This window comes from Gammaproteobacteria bacterium (assembly GCA_029881255.1).
Taxonomy (GTDB): domain Bacteria; phylum Pseudomonadota; class Gammaproteobacteria; order S012-40; family S012-40; genus JAOUMY01.
The window spans coordinates 383,631-397,717 of the sequence record JAOUMY010000001.1 but is presented as its reverse complement, the minus strand read 5'-3'; the positions used below and the strand labels follow the sequence as shown (position 1 = coordinate 397,717).

Annotated in this window: 16 protein-coding genes; 8 read left to right on the top strand and 8 right to left on the bottom strand. The window is 46.2% G+C overall.

What is annotated here, in order from left to right:
* Positions 1-46: 46 nt before the first annotated feature.
* From OEZ43_01795 to OEZ43_01785, 3 genes are all read left to right on the top strand, one after another.
* On the top strand, positions 47-634 hold the full coding sequence (locus OEZ43_01795) for a phosphatase PAP2 family protein (protein MDH5544291.1): 588 nt from the start codon (positions 47-49) through the stop codon (positions 632-634).
* Between the two features lie 2 nt (positions 635-636).
* Positions 637-1,905, top strand: a complete 1,269-nt coding sequence (gene waaA / locus OEZ43_01790; GenBank protein MDH5544290.1) for a lipid IV(A) 3-deoxy-D-manno-octulosonic acid transferase — start codon at positions 637-639, stop codon at positions 1,903-1,905.
* A 201-nt stretch (positions 1,906-2,106) separates the two neighbouring features.
* Entirely contained in the window at positions 2,107-2,985 is an 879-nt protein-coding gene (locus OEZ43_01785) for a phosphoribulokinase (protein ID MDH5544289.1), read from the top strand.
* A gap of 28 nt (positions 2,986-3,013) precedes the next feature.
* Here OEZ43_01785 and OEZ43_01780 read toward each other — a convergent pair whose 3' ends face one another.
* The gene (locus OEZ43_01780) at positions 3,014-3,418 is read right to left on the bottom strand and encodes a hypothetical protein (protein ID MDH5544288.1); all 405 of its coding nucleotides are present in this window, start codon (positions 3,416-3,418) and stop codon (positions 3,014-3,016) included.
* A gap of 93 nt (positions 3,419-3,511) precedes the next feature.
* Between OEZ43_01780 and OEZ43_01775 the strand changes: the two genes are divergently transcribed.
* Entirely contained in the window at positions 3,512-4,588 is a 1,077-nt protein-coding gene (locus OEZ43_01775; GenBank protein MDH5544287.1) for a polysaccharide deacetylase family protein, read from the top strand.
* On the opposite strand, the gene OEZ43_01770 is transcribed toward OEZ43_01775, so the two are convergent.
* The 3 genes from OEZ43_01770 to OEZ43_01760 form a co-directional block, all read right to left on the bottom strand.
* Positions 4,566-5,288, bottom strand: coding sequence for a glucosaminidase domain-containing protein (locus tag OEZ43_01770; GenBank protein ID MDH5544286.1), 723 nt, complete (start codon positions 5,286-5,288; stop codon positions 4,566-4,568). The two genes, OEZ43_01775 and OEZ43_01770, sit on opposite strands and share 23 nt — an antisense overlap.
* A gap of 134 nt (positions 5,289-5,422) precedes the next feature.
* Positions 5,423-6,229: an ion transporter gene (locus OEZ43_01765; protein MDH5544285.1), complete on the bottom strand. Its 807-nt coding sequence runs from the start codon at positions 6,227-6,229 to the stop codon at positions 5,423-5,425.
* Positions 6,230-6,351: 122 nt separating this feature from the next.
* Positions 6,352-7,320 (bottom strand): substrate-binding domain-containing protein, encoded by a 969-nt coding sequence (locus OEZ43_01760; protein MDH5544284.1) that lies wholly within the window; start codon positions 7,318-7,320, stop codon positions 6,352-6,354.
* A gap of 214 nt (positions 7,321-7,534) precedes the next feature.
* Here OEZ43_01760 and serB point away from each other — a divergent pair, with 214 nt between their 5' ends.
* Complete coding sequence (gene serB, locus OEZ43_01755; protein MDH5544283.1) at positions 7,535-8,380, top strand: phosphoserine phosphatase SerB; 846 nt, start codon at positions 7,535-7,537, stop codon at positions 8,378-8,380.
* Between the two features lie 5 nt (positions 8,381-8,385).
* On the opposite strand, the gene trmB is transcribed toward serB, so the two are convergent.
* From trmB to zapE, 4 genes are all read right to left on the bottom strand, one after another.
* Positions 8,386-9,063: a tRNA (guanosine(46)-N7)-methyltransferase TrmB gene (gene trmB / locus OEZ43_01750; protein ID MDH5544282.1), complete on the bottom strand. Its 678-nt coding sequence runs from the start codon at positions 9,061-9,063 to the stop codon at positions 8,386-8,388.
* A 30-nt stretch (positions 9,064-9,093) separates the two neighbouring features.
* Positions 9,094-9,879: a thiazole synthase gene (locus tag OEZ43_01745; GenBank protein MDH5544281.1), complete on the bottom strand. Its 786-nt coding sequence runs from the start codon at positions 9,877-9,879 to the stop codon at positions 9,094-9,096.
* 11 nt (positions 9,880-9,890) lie between these two features.
* Positions 9,891-10,103: a sulfur carrier protein ThiS gene (gene thiS / locus OEZ43_01740; protein MDH5544280.1), complete on the bottom strand. Its 213-nt coding sequence runs from the start codon at positions 10,101-10,103 to the stop codon at positions 9,891-9,893.
* Between the two features lie 92 nt (positions 10,104-10,195).
* The gene (gene zapE / locus OEZ43_01735; GenBank protein MDH5544279.1) at positions 10,196-11,287 is read right to left on the bottom strand and encodes a cell division protein ZapE; all 1,092 of its coding nucleotides are present in this window, start codon (positions 11,285-11,287) and stop codon (positions 10,196-10,198) included.
* A gap of 251 nt (positions 11,288-11,538) precedes the next feature.
* On the opposite strand from zapE, the gene OEZ43_01730 reads away from it, so the two are divergent.
* The 3 genes from OEZ43_01730 to OEZ43_01720 all read left to right on the top strand — a co-directional run bounded on the left by OEZ43_01730 (position 11,539) and on the right by OEZ43_01720 (position 14,081).
* Entirely contained in the window at positions 11,539-11,859 is a 321-nt protein-coding gene (locus tag OEZ43_01730; protein MDH5544278.1) for a c-type cytochrome, read from the top strand.
* Between the two features lie 173 nt (positions 11,860-12,032).
* Positions 12,033-12,710, top strand: coding sequence for a response regulator transcription factor (locus tag OEZ43_01725; GenBank protein ID MDH5544277.1), 678 nt, complete (start codon positions 12,033-12,035; stop codon positions 12,708-12,710).
* Positions 12,711-12,713: 3 nt separating this feature from the next.
* A complete protein-coding gene (locus tag OEZ43_01720) occupies positions 12,714-14,081 on the top strand; it encodes an ATP-binding protein (protein ID MDH5544276.1) in 1,368 nt (455 codons plus the stop codon).
* The last annotated feature ends 6 nt before the right edge of the window (positions 14,082-14,087 follow it).

Genomic DNA, 14,087 nt, shown 5'->3' with positions numbered 1-14,087 from the left:
CTATTTTAACGGAAAATCGTTAATTGATTACGGTAGAATGAACGCCATGGATGAAACATTACTCCTCTTTTTTAACCATACGCTTGCTAATCCGTTTCTGGATGCAATCATGGGCTGGGTTTCGCACAAAATCTGGTTTGCTGCGCCTTTACTCTTAGTGATTCTATTGCTTTTGTTTCAGAGATTCGGGCCATATTCACTTGTGTTGTGGTCGCTTTTGTTAGTTTCTATTGGTATAGGCGACGCAACAGGTAACTTTCTCAAACACCAGTTGCAGAAACCGCGTCCTTGTCAAATGGTTGAACTCAACGTACATACTGTGGAATCGCCTTTTCACCATGCCTGTAGTGGTAGCCCGAATGGGATGCCTTCAAATCACGCACTGAACTTTTTTCTATTGGCGACTTTTCTGGGTGTGCTTCTTCAGTCCTGGCGCTGGTTTCTCGTATTTGCAGTGCTGGCTTCCAGCGTTGGCATTTCCCGAATTTATCTTGGCTTGCATTTTCCGACACAGGTGTTGGCAGGTGCTGCACTTGGCGTAGTAATGGGTTGGTGTCTTGCGACAATAGTGCACCAAATAAGGCCTATCAAAAATCTCCTGGGTAGCGCCAGGAAAAATCGAGTCAAGGTTTGAGGGTGCGTCATCTCTATTCCTTTCTGATGCGAATGCTACTTCCTGTTCTTTTTGTGCATATTCTGTGGCGAGGAGTTAAAAATCCGCTCTATCGATCAAACTGGGCTGCCTACCTGGGAGGTTTTCGCACGCCAATTGCGCAAAAACGTATTTGGCTGCACGCGGCTTCGGTTGGTGAGTTTCAGGCAGCGTTACCATTTATCCGTGATTTGATGAAGGCGTTTCCGGATTATCGTTTGCTGATAAGTAATACCAGTCCTACTGGCAGGGCTAGAGTGCGTGAAGTGATGGGTGAGGATGTGGATAGCGTGCTCTTGCCTATCGACTTGCCGGGAGCCGCGGCACGTTTCTGCGCGACCTTTCAACCGCATATTGCGGTCTTTATGGAAACCGAAATTTGGCCAAATTTTTACCAGCGCTGTTCGCAAAACGGAATCCCCATTCTTCTCGCCAATGCCCGTTTATCGGATCGCAGCACAGTGCGTTACCGTCGATTTGCACCGCTGTTTTTACCAGCACTAAATAAGGTCCAGCGGATCTGCTGTCAAAGCGATACCGATTATCAACGCTTTCTCGGTATCGGTGTTGAACCGGACAAGTTAGAAGTGTGCGGCAATCTCAAGTTTGACGTCGCCCTGGATGATGGCGCGCAGAAATTAGCCGGAGAGGCGAGTAACAATTTTGGTCATGAACGAAAGATCTGGTTGGCAGCCAGCACACGCGAACAGGAAGAGCTTATTGTTTTAAAAGCGTTGGAATTGGTGCGCCAACACAATGAAGATGTTTTACTTGTTATTGCACCGCGTCACCCTGAGCGCTTTGACGAAGTAAGCGAATTACTCAAAGAGGGAGGTTATAAAGTTCAAAGGCGAAGTGAACAACTGAGTTGTGGCAAGGATGTACAGGTCTTTCTGCTAGATTCGATAGGTGAGCTATCCTGGTTTTACGGTGTGGCAGACGTCGTATTTGTAGGTGGTAGCCTGGTACCGGTAGGTGGACATAACATCATCGAGGCTGCATTGTGGGCAAAGCCGATTATCACCGGACCCTATACCCGTAATCTTGCCGATGTGGCCAAGTTGTTTAAGGAAAAAAAGGCGTTGCGAGAGGTTAGTGACAGTGTCACTCTGTCAGAAGCGGTGGTCAGGCTTTTGAATAACGCCGAAGAAGCAGAGCAAATGGGGGAGCGTGGAAAGGAAATTGTGGCGCAGCACCGAGGTGCTAGCCAGGCGCTTTTGGCGCAACTAAGCTCGATTCTGGCTTCAAATTAAAATCTTAGGGTATAATTTAGCCCTTTTTGCGGGCCGCATTTATCCGTTTTTGCCCCTCATAGACCCTGTATTCCCGCCAGAACAGGGTTAATTATTATGAAAAACAAAGGGGTATGACTGCGTTCCAGTTGAATATTTGAGGTATTCCCTGCGCGGGGAAGGCCTCGTTTTGAGTCGGTTTTTAGAACTGAGGAGTGAAATATGTCAGTTAAACATCCTGTTGTTGCCGTCACGGGCTCATCCGGCGCAGGCACAACGACTGTTAAAAATGCCTTTGAGCACATTTTTCGTCGCGAAGGTATAAACCCTGTGGTTGTGGAAGGTGATAGTTTCCATCGTTACAACCGTGCGGAAATGAAAGAGGCAATTGCCAAGTTCCAGAACGAAGGCAAGATTCTGAGCCACTTTGGTCCAGAAGGTAATGTGTTCGACAAACTGGAAGAGCTGTTTAAGCATTACGGTAAGACAGGTGGTGGGCAGACTCGTAAGTATCTGCATAGTGAAGAGGAAGCCGTTCCCTATAAGAGTCTGAATCTGAGCCCAGGTGAATTTACGCCATGGGAAGACATTCCTTCTGGTACTGATTTGTTGTTCTATGAAGGCTTACACGGTGGTGTGGTTGCAGGTGACGTGGACGTGGCCAAACACGTCGATCTTCTGGTCGGCGTAGTGCCTATCGTCAACCTGGAGTGGATACAGAAAATTCACCGCGACAATGCGCAACGCGGTTATTCAGCAGAGGCAATTGTTGACACCATTCTGCGTCGTATGCCTGATTACATCAGTTACGTTACTCCGCAATTTTCACGTACGCATGTTAATTTCCAGCGTGTACCGACGGTGGATACATCGAATCCTTTCATCGCGCGTGATATTCCTACGCCTGATGAAAGTTTTATTGTGATTCGTTTCCGTCAACCACAACGAGTAGATTTTCCCTATTTGTTGAACATGATAGATGGTTCATTTATGTCACGTCCCAATACTATCGTGGTTCCAGGTGGAAAGATGGGATTCGCAATGGAGTTGATTTTGACGCCTATGATTCACGATTTGATCGAGAAGAAGCGCAAGGCGTGACAAAAAAGCCCGCGAAAGCGGGCTTTTTTTATACCTGTGGTGTTTGTTCCGGTTCATAAAGTAAGGCGCCACTGAATACGACTATAAACCTTACCAATAATATTCCTTTGCCGAGATTGCGGTGTGACTCTCGTACCTTGTTTTTTCCGCGCAGGATCTTGCGCCCTTCTATGATCTGCATGATGTATAAGGCATACAAGGTTAGCACTACGCCAAAATGCATCCAGATCAGAAACGAAAATATCTCCCCTCCGTCGATGAGACGTTCCTTCCAGTCACGGTTTAAGTAGAGATAAAAAGGCATGAGTAAGTCAAACAACATTACGCTAGACATTGTGCCGATGTGGAATAGTCTTATATGAGGAAAGCGAAACGCAACTAACATCAATACATATAGTAGTGCGCTAACGACAACAGTTTCTACAGTGAACACGGGCTAGCCTCATGAAATGATTTGGATTCGGTTGTGTTAGTCTATACGACGAAAGGACAAAAAAATACCATGTATGGCTTCGCAGGTTGTTTAATGGGAAGATTAGCGTTGTTAACTCGGCTAATTATTATTTTTATGTTGAGTGCGTGTGGAATAAGCGCTAAGGCTGAGATTGCCAGTCATCCTGACAATAGTGCGGTAGTATTCATCTATCATCGATTTGGTGAAACCACGTTGCCAAGCACCAATACGCGAATGCAGGACTTTATCGCACAGCTCGATTTATTGGAAAAAGAAAAATTCACGTTCTTTTCACTTGAACAGATTGTTTCGTATATGAAAGCCGGGAAACCAATTCCGGATAGAACCGTCGCGATTACAGTGGATGATGCATACTTGTCCGTATACACCCATGCATGGCCAGAACTTAAGAAAAGAAATATACCGTTTACTTTGTTTGTTTCCACTGATCATGTTGATAAAGCGTATAGGAATTATATGCGTTGGGAGCAGATTGCTGAAATGGTTGCAGCTGGGATGCGTGTGGGGAATCACTCGGCTTCCCATAATCATTTGATACCCTGGAAAGAAGAACAGTCTGCATGGCGTAGACGCGTAACCGATGATATTGAGCGGGCGCAATCTCGTATTGAAGAAAAACTTGGTGTACGCCCGACGCTGTTTGCATATCCCTATGGTGAATTTTCTCCGGCACTTGCCGTATTGGTGACAGAATTGGGATATACAGGTTTTGGACAGCATTCAGGAGCGTTTAATCGCGAAAGTGATTTTGGTTTTCTACCAAGGTTTCCAGTATCTGAATATTTTTCTGATGTGAAAGCGTTTAAAGAGAAGGCCTTGAGTATGGCGTTTAATCCGAGAGAGATGTTTCCGTCAGATACTTTGTGGACACAGGATAAGCCGCCTACAATGAATTTCTCTCTTCCTGCGACAAATTTTGCCAGTGAGAGACTCCGTTGTTTTGCCAGCGGCGCGGGTGAAATTGATGTAGATGTTAAGAAAAGTAGCGAAAAATTTTCTATAAGTATTAGCGCGACTCACACTTTTCGTTCGCGCAGATTTCGTTATAACTGCACTATGCCATCGCCAGAAAATCTGCGTTATTACTGGTATAGCCATCTTTGGATCAATCCTCAGTATCCTGAGTAAGGATGCGCATCATAACATCGCTATTCATGATGCTGCGCAACTCACGTACGTAACGGTCCCCCATTTGGGAATAGCGATTAAGTCCTGACGCAAGTTTGTATGAATCCAGTGGAGAAAATTGTTTACGCATATTCTGGCGCATATTGCGTAGCTCCCTATATGCATGATGGGTGTTAATATTCTGCATATACGCACGCACAGATTCGCTAATGTTGTTAAATGCCTTGACGCGATGAGTTTCGCCGTCTTCTCGCTCTTCTGGAACTAAACCCGTTGATTCAGCAAACGTCCATTGGCCAAACAAGCTATTACCTTCCAGCGCGAAGCGAGATGTGCCCCAGCCGCTTTCTAAGGCTGCTTGTGCAATGACAAGCGGTGCTGGAATTTCATCTACTTTTAGGAGTAGCTGTTGTTTGATTTTTGCTGGAATAGCGGTGTTTATTCGGTAACGTTTAACTGCATGGTTTAGCCATTGTTTTCTGTCGCCGACTTGTGGCCAGTGATCGTCTTTGAGAAAAAGTTTGATCAAATTACGCTGCTCGCGGATTCGAAGATTTTCCTGTTCGACAATTGGTAGCAGGCCAAGTATGAAGAGTTTTTTTCGCTTGTTGGCATTTCGTATTTTAGGAAAGTCTTTTGGTAGGTTGCGTATTATGTCTATCATGTTGCCGCGGCTTTCCAAAAAGAACACGTTTTCCATATCCTTCCAGCTAAGAGGCTCTATGTGTTGGATATGCTTTTTGGTTTCGGCATACGCTAGGGCAGAATTGGTGCACAAGGCAACAAGCGTTATTATCTTGAAGAGCTTCGAAAGATAGAAGTGGGGTTTGGCATTCACTTTCGGTTTTCTATTTTTTTCAGATGATCCTCAATGCCATCAAGGGCTTCGCGTATGGCGTTGAGCTTATTGTCGATGTTTCTTTCTTCTTCTGTCTTATTTTCCGCTTCAACTACGGCACGCGCTTCTTCCATGCTGCCTAGAATTATGCCGATGAGCATGTTGAATATAACGAATGTTGCCAGCAATACAAAGCTGACAAAATAGATCCAGGACCAGGAGTATAGTTCCATTCCTGTATACATCAGGTCGGTCCAGTCCTCAAGCGTTAGAGTTCTGAACAGGCTTAATAGCGATATGTGTAGCGTGCCCCAATGTTTAGGATCATGCTCGGCAAACAAGGTGTTTCCTACTACTGCATAGACATAAAACAAAAGACTGGATAACAGGGCCATTTGCGCAATGCGGGGAATGCTATGCAACAAGGCGGTTACCATGATTTGTAAACTCGGCATTGCTGAGAGTAGTCGAAGGACACGTAATAAACGAATAAGACGAAGTATGGTCGTCTGGCTTTGCAGGCCCGGTACAAAGGCGGCGGCGACGATTATGAAGTCAAAGAGATTCCAGCCATTTCGAAAATAGTCCTGAGGACGTGAACCGCATGCAAGTAGCTTGAGAATAATCTCTATGACAAAGATGCTAAGACATAGTGCATCTGACCAGTGTAATACCATCCCCCATTGTTGGCGTACTCCCGGATAGGTTTCCATACCGATAATGGCAGCGTTAAATAGTATTACTACAACGATGAAATTCTGAAAAATTCTTGATTCGGTTAGGTTTTTTATTGAACTGATCATTTTAACGATAAATTGAAGATCTGTTCGGCAAATTATAGGGATACACTCATGCTTAAACAAGCGTGTATAAAAAAGGCGGGCTCTTAAGAGCCCGCCTTTTAGTGAGAATGACTTGGCTATATTTAGAGGTTGCGCTCTGTCAGGTCAGCCTTGGATGCCTTGATAAAGCCGTACTTGGCATAAATGTTTTGCGCATCATCAGTTTTCAGATAGTCAACGAAAGTTTGCGCATTCTTTTTGTTTTTCGCTTCCTTCAGGATGCCGATGGCATAACCGACTTTGTCTTCTTTGTTGTATGGAGCAGGAATCGCTACGCCTTCGATCGGGCGGCCAGCGTCAACAGCTTCTTTGATTTCCGTTGTCCATACAATACCAACATCTGCTTCACCATTTTCAATGCGGTGTGGTGTTTCACGGTGGTGACGTGAAGTAAACCAGGTTTTACCTTCAACCGCCCAACAGCCTTTACATTCCTTTCCACCGGTAACCTTGGCGTGAAGATCCAGGTCTTTCAGCATTTCTGATCCGTAGAATTTGAAGATGCCTTCGGTAAGTGGGTTAGGGTGAGACTGAACGATGTCATCGCGGCCAAGATCTTTTGGTCCCATGATCTTCTTAGGATTACCTTTGGCAACCATCAGCTCAAGCTTGTTGTGCGTGTAGATAATATACTTGCCATCCATTTTGTTCTTTTCATTTAGTTTCTTCAGATGAGCATCTCGAACACTTGCATATAGGTCAGGTGTCATAGAAGTCTTTTGACCATTGATCTCACCCTGCTTGAGGATTTGACCTTTCAGGATTTGTCCCGGTGGAATGGTCTCCACGTAAACAGTTTTGATATCAGGATTCTTTTTCTGAAAATCCTTGATCAGATCTTCCATAACCATGAACTGATTTCCAGCAAGATACATGACCAGATCTGAACTATAGGAGTCTGCAATGTCACCATACTCGATCTTGCCATCAACGTGGAAGGTACGATAGTCATGACCATGACCTGCATCGTCTTTTTTGTCAGATGCAAAGGCACTACCCATTGCGAGGCCGACAGCAACCGCAGTCAAGGCGACAGTGTTCACGAATTTCATAGTGTTTCCCTCTTTAGGTTTTGATAGCGTTCTATTTGAATTCGGTCCATGATTATTATTTAGGTATTCCGGATATGCTAAGCTTCTCCCCTCGCATATCGAACAAGATTAATAACATTGTTATCAGATAAGGGCAACCTTACAGGCGTTAAAACCCCCAAAATTAGGTGAAAAACAGGCATATTAGTGGTTGCTTATTCAAAAGGTTTAATTAATGTATAAATATATTCTTGATGCGCGTCCCGGAGAAGACAAAATAGAACTCATCGATTCTCGAATACGCGCATTGCATATCTCAACGCACAACAGTTTTTGTGAATTCGATGGTGAAAACTTGCTAGACCACCACGAATTGATGAGTTTATCCAGGGAAGTTGGTGCTGACTTCAATTATCTGCCAGAGGAATTTGATCCCGCTGAGGTAAAGCTGGTGATTTCAGACATGGATTCGACCTTTATTAACATCGAGTGTATTGACGAGATAGCAGATTTCGCAGGAAAAAAAGCACAAGTTTCAGCTGTCACTGAGGCAGCTATGCGAGGTGAGTTGGATTTCGCGCAGTCATTGACTCAGCGCGTGGCTTTACTCAAAGGGTTGTCAGTGGATGTGTTGAATACCGTGTTCGCGGAAAGGCTCCGACTTAACTCTGGTGCGGAAGTGATGTTAGCCGGTTTGAAAAATCACGATATTAAGTTTGCGCTGGTTTCCGGAGGTTTCACCTATTTCACTAGTAAGCTTATGGAAAAATATCGTCTCGATTATTCGCGTGCCAATGAGCTAAAAATTGAAGAAGGTCATTTATGTGGTTCGGTTAATGGACAGATTGTCGATGCCGCCGTTAAGCAGCAATATCTCGAAACCCTTTGTGCGGAGCTGGGTATCTCTACGCGACAAGCTATGGCTGTAGGAGACGGCGCAAACGATTTGAAGATGATGTCAGTTGCGGGCCTCGGAGTCGCGTACCACGCAAAGCCTAAAGTGCAGCAAGAAGCGGGGTGCATGATTAATCTTGGTGGACTTGATGGACTTCTATCGCTTTTAGGGCTGAATAAACCGTAAAGCGGTTAAAAATGTCGCGCCAATCTCTTGCGAAAGTGAAGATCCCAAACGCCATGTCCCAGTCGTTGGCCGCGTTTTTCAAAACGAGTGAGTGGTCTTCTCTCGTTGCGAGGGGCAAAGCCATCGGCGGTATTTTCCAGAGCAGGGCATTCATCTAATACTTGAAGCATTTGTTGGGCGTAGTTTTCCCAATCGGTAGCCAGAAAGAAGTCACCACCAGGTTTTAGCTTGCTTGCGATCAATGCCGCGTTTTCGGAATTAATCAGGCGGCGCTTGTGGTGTTTCTTCTTGTGCCAGGGATCCGGAAAAAATACGTAGACCCGATCGAGGGTTTCATCCGCAATCATGTTTTTTAAAACATCTATAGCATCAATGAGCATAACGCGGATATTGTGCAAACCGTGTTCTGTCGCGTGTGCGATAACTTGCCCCGCCCCCGCGCGAAAAACTTCTATGCCGAGGAAATCTTCTTCAGGATGGTTGGTGGCCATGGAGATTATGGCGTCACCGCTACCGAAGCCGATTTCCAGACACCGCGGCGCCTCTCGCCCAAATTCGGTAGTTAAATCCAGAGGGGATGCTCGGTAGTCGAGTCCATATTCCTGCCAATGGTTTTCCAGAGCCCTTTGTTGGCCGACAGTAACTCGACCTTCACGCCGGACGAAGCTGCGCACGGTGCGCATGCGTTTGGTTTCTTCGTTCACAGTATCGCGTCAGAAGAACAGGCCATCTACCGGCGAGGAAGCGCTTGCATAGGCTCTTTTTGGTATACGTCCGGCTAGATAGGCTTCACGACCGGCCTGTATCGCTTTTTTCATGGCCGAGGCCATTAATACGGGATTACGTGCGCCAGCAATAGCAGTGTTCATTAATACGCCATCGCAACCGAGTTCCATCGCAATCGCAGCGTCCGATGCGGTTCCCACACCGGCGTCTACCAAAATGGGAACTTTGGCGTTCTCTACGATAGTGCGGATATTGTACGGATTGCGTATTCCAAGGCCTGAGCCTATTGGTGCGGCCAGTGGCATAACCGCCACACAGCCCATTTCTTCGAGCTGTTTGGCGACGATGGGGTCATCATTGGTGTAAACCATGACGTCGAAACCGTCTTTGATTAATTGTGCCGCGGCGATCTTGGTCTGTTCTACGTCGGGATACAGGGTTTTTTCGTCCCCTAACACTTCGAGTTTTACCAGTGAATGTCCGTTAAGAAGTTCACGTGCAAGGCGGCAAGTACGAACGGCGTCTTCTGCGGTATAACACATCGCCGTATTTGGCAAATACGTGATTTTGTCCGGTGGCAGGACGTCGAGTAGATTGGGTTCTCCCGGCATTTGTCCGATGTTGGTGCGACGAACAGCAACAGTCATGATTTCCGCGCCACTGACTTCGGTGGCGAGACGTGTTTCCTCAAGGTCTTTGTATTTTCCACTGCCGACCAAAAGTCGGGAGGAATAGGTTTTACCGGCAATAATAAAGGTATCGTTTTCTAACATGGTATGGCTCTCTATTGTGTGGGCTGGCCGCCGCCAACGGCGTGTACGATCTCGATAGCATCGCCCGCGCGTAGTTTGTGCTCGGTGTAGGTGCTGCGGGGTACGATTTCACGGTTGACTTCCATCGCGATGCGGCCGCCGCTTATTTCCAGAATTTCAACCAGTTGCTGTGCAGTACAGCCTTCGGGAACAGCGCGTGTCTGGCCGTTGATGATTATTTCCATCGTGGGGTGCTCTTCAGAATGATTAATTGTTTAATTGGCGTCTGTGTGATTGGCCCTATCTTAGCATTTTTTCCGGTAAACCCTAAAAGTGCTTATCCCCGATGAGCGCTGGCGAGGTATTCCTGGCTACGCATTTCATGCAAACGACTAGCGGTTCTCTGAAATGGGAATGCCAGTGTGTTGCCCCTATAAAGGTTTTCAGGGGAATGAGTAGCCGCGACTATAAGTTTGACCTTGTGGTCGTAAAGAGCATCGATTAGCTGTATGAAGCGTTGAGCAATATCGTTATTGCCTTCGCCCATCACAGGGACGTTGCTGAGCATGACTGTGTGGTAGGTTTTTGCCAGCGCGATGTAGTCACTGGATGAGCGAGGGGTGTTACACAGCTGATCAAAGTCAAACCAGGCGATGTCTGCAGACTGCGCGATGGCCGAGATTGGACGGCGGTTGAGGATAAGCTCGAAGCGCCAGCGTATGTTTTCAGGTGCCAGTGATTTGAATTCAATTTCGAGTTGTTGTTCCGGCGCATTGATATGATAAGTGCCATGTTTTTCCAGTAAAAGTTTTCGGTAGTCTGTTTCACCTTCCAGGTGCACGATCTCGGTGTACTGTTGTAAGAGCGTTATCGCAGGAAGAAAACGATCTCGCTGCAAACCGTTCTTATATAGTTGCGTCACTTCTATATTGGATGAAGTTACCAGCACAACACCTCTTGCAAACAAAGCCTCAAGCAGTCCGGCAATAATCATCGCGTCGGTGATGTCGTCGACATGAAATTCATCGATACAAAGTATCCGCGTTTCGTCGGCAATACGTTTAGCGATGACCTTAAGGGGGTCAGGTGATCGAGGCAGAGTGGAGAGTAGGTTGTGGATGCCGCCGAAAAAAGTACTGAAATGCTCGCGGCGTTTGGCCGAGAACGGTAGGCATTCGTAAAAGCTATCCAAAATATAGGTCTTGCCGCGGCCTACCCCGCCCCAGAAGTACAGGCCTTTGACGATTTGAGGCTTTTTCCTCAGCAGTTTGCCAAAAAGATTGGGTCGGGCTTGGCTAGAGTTGAGTAAGTCTTCGTATAAACGCTGGGTATGAACGACCGCTTTCTGCTGCGCAGGATCTGCACTGATAAGCTGATGAGCGAGATCGGTCTGATACTTTTCTAGCGGTGTTTGTGGGCGTATGGCCATATCTGAATCAATATTCAGCAATTATCCAGTTGTGACTAGATTAGCAAAGCACAGGCCGGTAGCGAAAAATTTCTTATCATTTCAATAAGTAATTTATTGCCGAGGGCTGTATTTTCTCTGGAATCAGGGTGGTGACGGTATTCAGACGCTATTCATTCAGGAAAGTCTATATTTTCTCTAACGTCTGTTGGCGATGGTTGCGCCAATAGACCAGGAGCTCAGTTAAATTAATTATAGAGGCGCTAATCCCTATGAAAAATGTTCTGATAATTGCTGTTAGCCTTCTGGCGTTGCTGTCAGGTAACGCAATGGCTGATGAAGCCCTGGCTAAGAAAAGCGGTTGCTTTGCCTGTCATGCGATTGGGAAAAAAGTTGTTGGTCCTGCCTGGAAAGATGTGGCGGGGCGTTATAAAGGTGATGCTGCGGCGCGTGACCAGTTGATCAAGAAGGTTAAAACTGGCGGCAAAGGTAACTGGACGGATGTAACGAAAGGCGTACCCATGCCTCCTTACTCACCACGCGTGAAAGACGAAGATATCGCCACGCTGGTTGATTTCATTCTCGGTCTCTAATTTGTTTCTATGTTTGCTAGAGTCCTCCTCCCGGACTTGTGTCTTCCCCTCCCTCTATCTGGCCCGTGTCACAACGGGCCAATTTTTTATATGTCTTGTCCACGGCCTTTTTATCGAAATATTAAGTTTTTGCACGCTATAATCCTGTTTGATTACATCGAGAGTAAAGCACAATGCGAGTTCTGGTCATTGAAGACGAAGCTACCTTGAGGGAGCAACTGGTTCGTCGTCTGGAAGCCGAATCTTATGCAGTAGATTCCTGCGCCACTGGCGAGGAAGGTCTGTATATGGGGCGTGAGTATCCCTATGATGTCGCAGTTGTCGACGTTGGATTGCCCGGTATCTCTGGCCTGGAAGTGATTGCCCAGTGGCGTAAAGAAGAAAAGAGCTATCCAATTCTTATTCTCACCGCGCGCGGCAGATGGCAAGACAAGGTAGAAGGGCTAGAAGCTGGTGCTGATGACTATGTGGTCAAGCCATTTCATATAGAAGAATTACTGGCGAGAGTCAGAGCCTTAGTGCGTCGTGCCTCTGGTAAGTCATCGGCGGTTATTGTGTGTGGGCCAGTTGAGCTGGATACCAATAAGCAAGACGTACGCGTAGATGGCAGCAGTATTGATCTGACAGCGTTCGAGTACAAGGTGCTTGAATATCTAATGCTCAATCAGGGAAAAGTCGTTTCCAAGACAGAATTGACTGAACATATTTATGCGCAGGACTTCGATAGAGACAGCAATGTGATCGAGGTCTTCGTAGGACGATTACGCAAAAAAATCGATCCACAGGATAAATTTAAACCTATCGAAACTTTGCGCGGTAGAGGTTATCGTTTCGTTCTGTGTAATGAATAAGTCATGCATCTTCGCTCTCTCACACTACGTCTAATTACCACTACGGCTATTCTTCTTGTTATCTTTCTTGGGTTGACCTTTTACGCACTGGATAAGGCTTATCGCACCACTGTGATGAAAGCAATTGAAGAGCGTCTACAAAACAATGTGTTCACATTGATTGCCGTAGCTGAGTTCGACAGTGAAGGCGGAATCTATATTCCACAGGTTATGCCGGTAGCACGCTATTTTCAGACTGATGATGGCCTCTATGCCAGGATAGTGCATGAAAACGGTACTGTGGCTTGGCAATCGGTTTCGTTTCGTAGTCTATCACTACCTCCACAAACGCAGGTGCCGGAAACCATGTCACGATTTAAACAGGTTGAAGATAATCGTGGCAGGGGTTTGTTCGTTTATGACTTTGGTGTGTCCTGGGACCAGGATCGTTATCAGGAACATTATACTATCAGTATTATTGAATCCCTTGATGACTATAAGCGCAACATAAAACGCTTTCGCGGGGAACTGACTTTCTTCTTGCTGGCGATTGCCGTCATATTATTAATCGCGCTAACCGTTCTTTTGCGCTGGAGTTTGGCCCCTTTGCGCCTTGCTGCATCTGAAATAAAGCAGATTGAAATGGGAGATAAAACGACGCTAGAAGGCGAATATCCAGAAGAACTATTAGGCTTAACAGATAATATAAATGCTTTGATTCAAAGTAATCGCGTTCGACTCGAGCGTTATCGCAATTCCTCTGCAGATCTGGCACACAGTATTAAAACACCGTTAGCATTGTTGCAGGGTGCCGCGGAAGCCAAGGAAGATGATGGAAAACTCAGCGAAGTGGTTATCGAACAGGTAGATCGCCTGAATCAGATTGTCAGTTATCAACTACAACGGGCCGCGACGACAGGGCAAGCACCGTTGATCAGACCAGAACATGTAACGGAATACGTGCGCAAATTGGTCAAGTCCCTGGATAAAGTATACGTCGATAAAAATATACGAGTAGAACTGGATCTTGGTGATGATGTCATCTTCTATGGCGATAAATCCGACTTTATGGAAATAACAGGAAATTTGCTTGATAACGCCTACAAGTGGGCGCATAGCCATGTCAAAGTAAGCCTATATGGAGAGACTGACGCAGGAGTTGAATTGCTGAGTTTTATTGTCGAAGATGACGGGCCAGGTATAGACCCAATGCTTGCGGCGCGCATTATGGATAGAGGCGTTCGGTCAGATGGGCAAGGTGGCGGTACGGGAATAGGGCTCGCGATAGTGAGTGATATTGTTTCAGCCTATGACGGACAAATGGAAGCACAAAGTAGCGAGTTAGGTGGGGCGAAATTTATATTGCGCTTTAGCCGAAAGCTTTCGGGCTAAATGATG

Excerpts from the sequence above, each read along its gene's own strand:
- OEZ43_01795 (MDH5544291.1), top strand. The coding sequence starts at position 47 with ATGGATGAAACATTACTCCTCTTTTTTAACCATACGCTTGCTAATCCG.
- OEZ43_01785 (MDH5544289.1), top strand. The coding sequence starts at position 2,107 with ATGTCAGTTAAACATCCTGTTGTTGCCGTCACGGGCTCATCCGGCGCA.
- OEZ43_01775 (MDH5544287.1), top strand. The coding sequence starts at position 3,512 with ATGGGAAGATTAGCGTTGTTAACTCGGCTAATTATTATTTTTATGTTG.
- OEZ43_01770 (MDH5544286.1), bottom strand. The coding sequence starts at position 5,288 with ATGGAAAACGTGTTCTTTTTGGAAAGCCGCGGCAACATGATAGACATA.
- OEZ43_01765 (MDH5544285.1), bottom strand. The coding sequence starts at position 6,229 with ATGATCAGTTCAATAAAAAACCTAACCGAATCAAGAATTTTTCAGAAT.
- OEZ43_01760 (MDH5544284.1), bottom strand. The coding sequence starts at position 7,320 with ATGAAATTCGTGAACACTGTCGCCTTGACTGCGGTTGCTGTCGGCCTC.
- serB (MDH5544283.1), top strand. The coding sequence starts at position 7,535 with ATGTATAAATATATTCTTGATGCGCGTCCCGGAGAAGACAAAATAGAA.
- trmB (MDH5544282.1), bottom strand. The coding sequence starts at position 9,063 with ATGCGCACCGTGCGCAGCTTCGTCCGGCGTGAAGGTCGAGTTACTGTC.
- OEZ43_01745 (MDH5544281.1), bottom strand. The coding sequence starts at position 9,879 with ATGTTAGAAAACGATACCTTTATTATTGCCGGTAAAACCTATTCCTCC.
- thiS (MDH5544280.1), bottom strand. The coding sequence starts at position 10,103 with ATGGAAATAATCATCAACGGCCAGACACGCGCTGTTCCCGAAGGCTGT.
- zapE (MDH5544279.1), bottom strand. The coding sequence starts at position 11,287 with ATGGCCATACGCCCACAAACACCGCTAGAAAAGTATCAGACCGATCTC.
- OEZ43_01730 (MDH5544278.1), top strand. The coding sequence starts at position 11,539 with ATGAAAAATGTTCTGATAATTGCTGTTAGCCTTCTGGCGTTGCTGTCA.
- OEZ43_01725 (MDH5544277.1), top strand. The coding sequence starts at position 12,033 with ATGCGAGTTCTGGTCATTGAAGACGAAGCTACCTTGAGGGAGCAACTG.
- OEZ43_01720 (MDH5544276.1), top strand. The coding sequence starts at position 12,714 with ATGCATCTTCGCTCTCTCACACTACGTCTAATTACCACTACGGCTATT.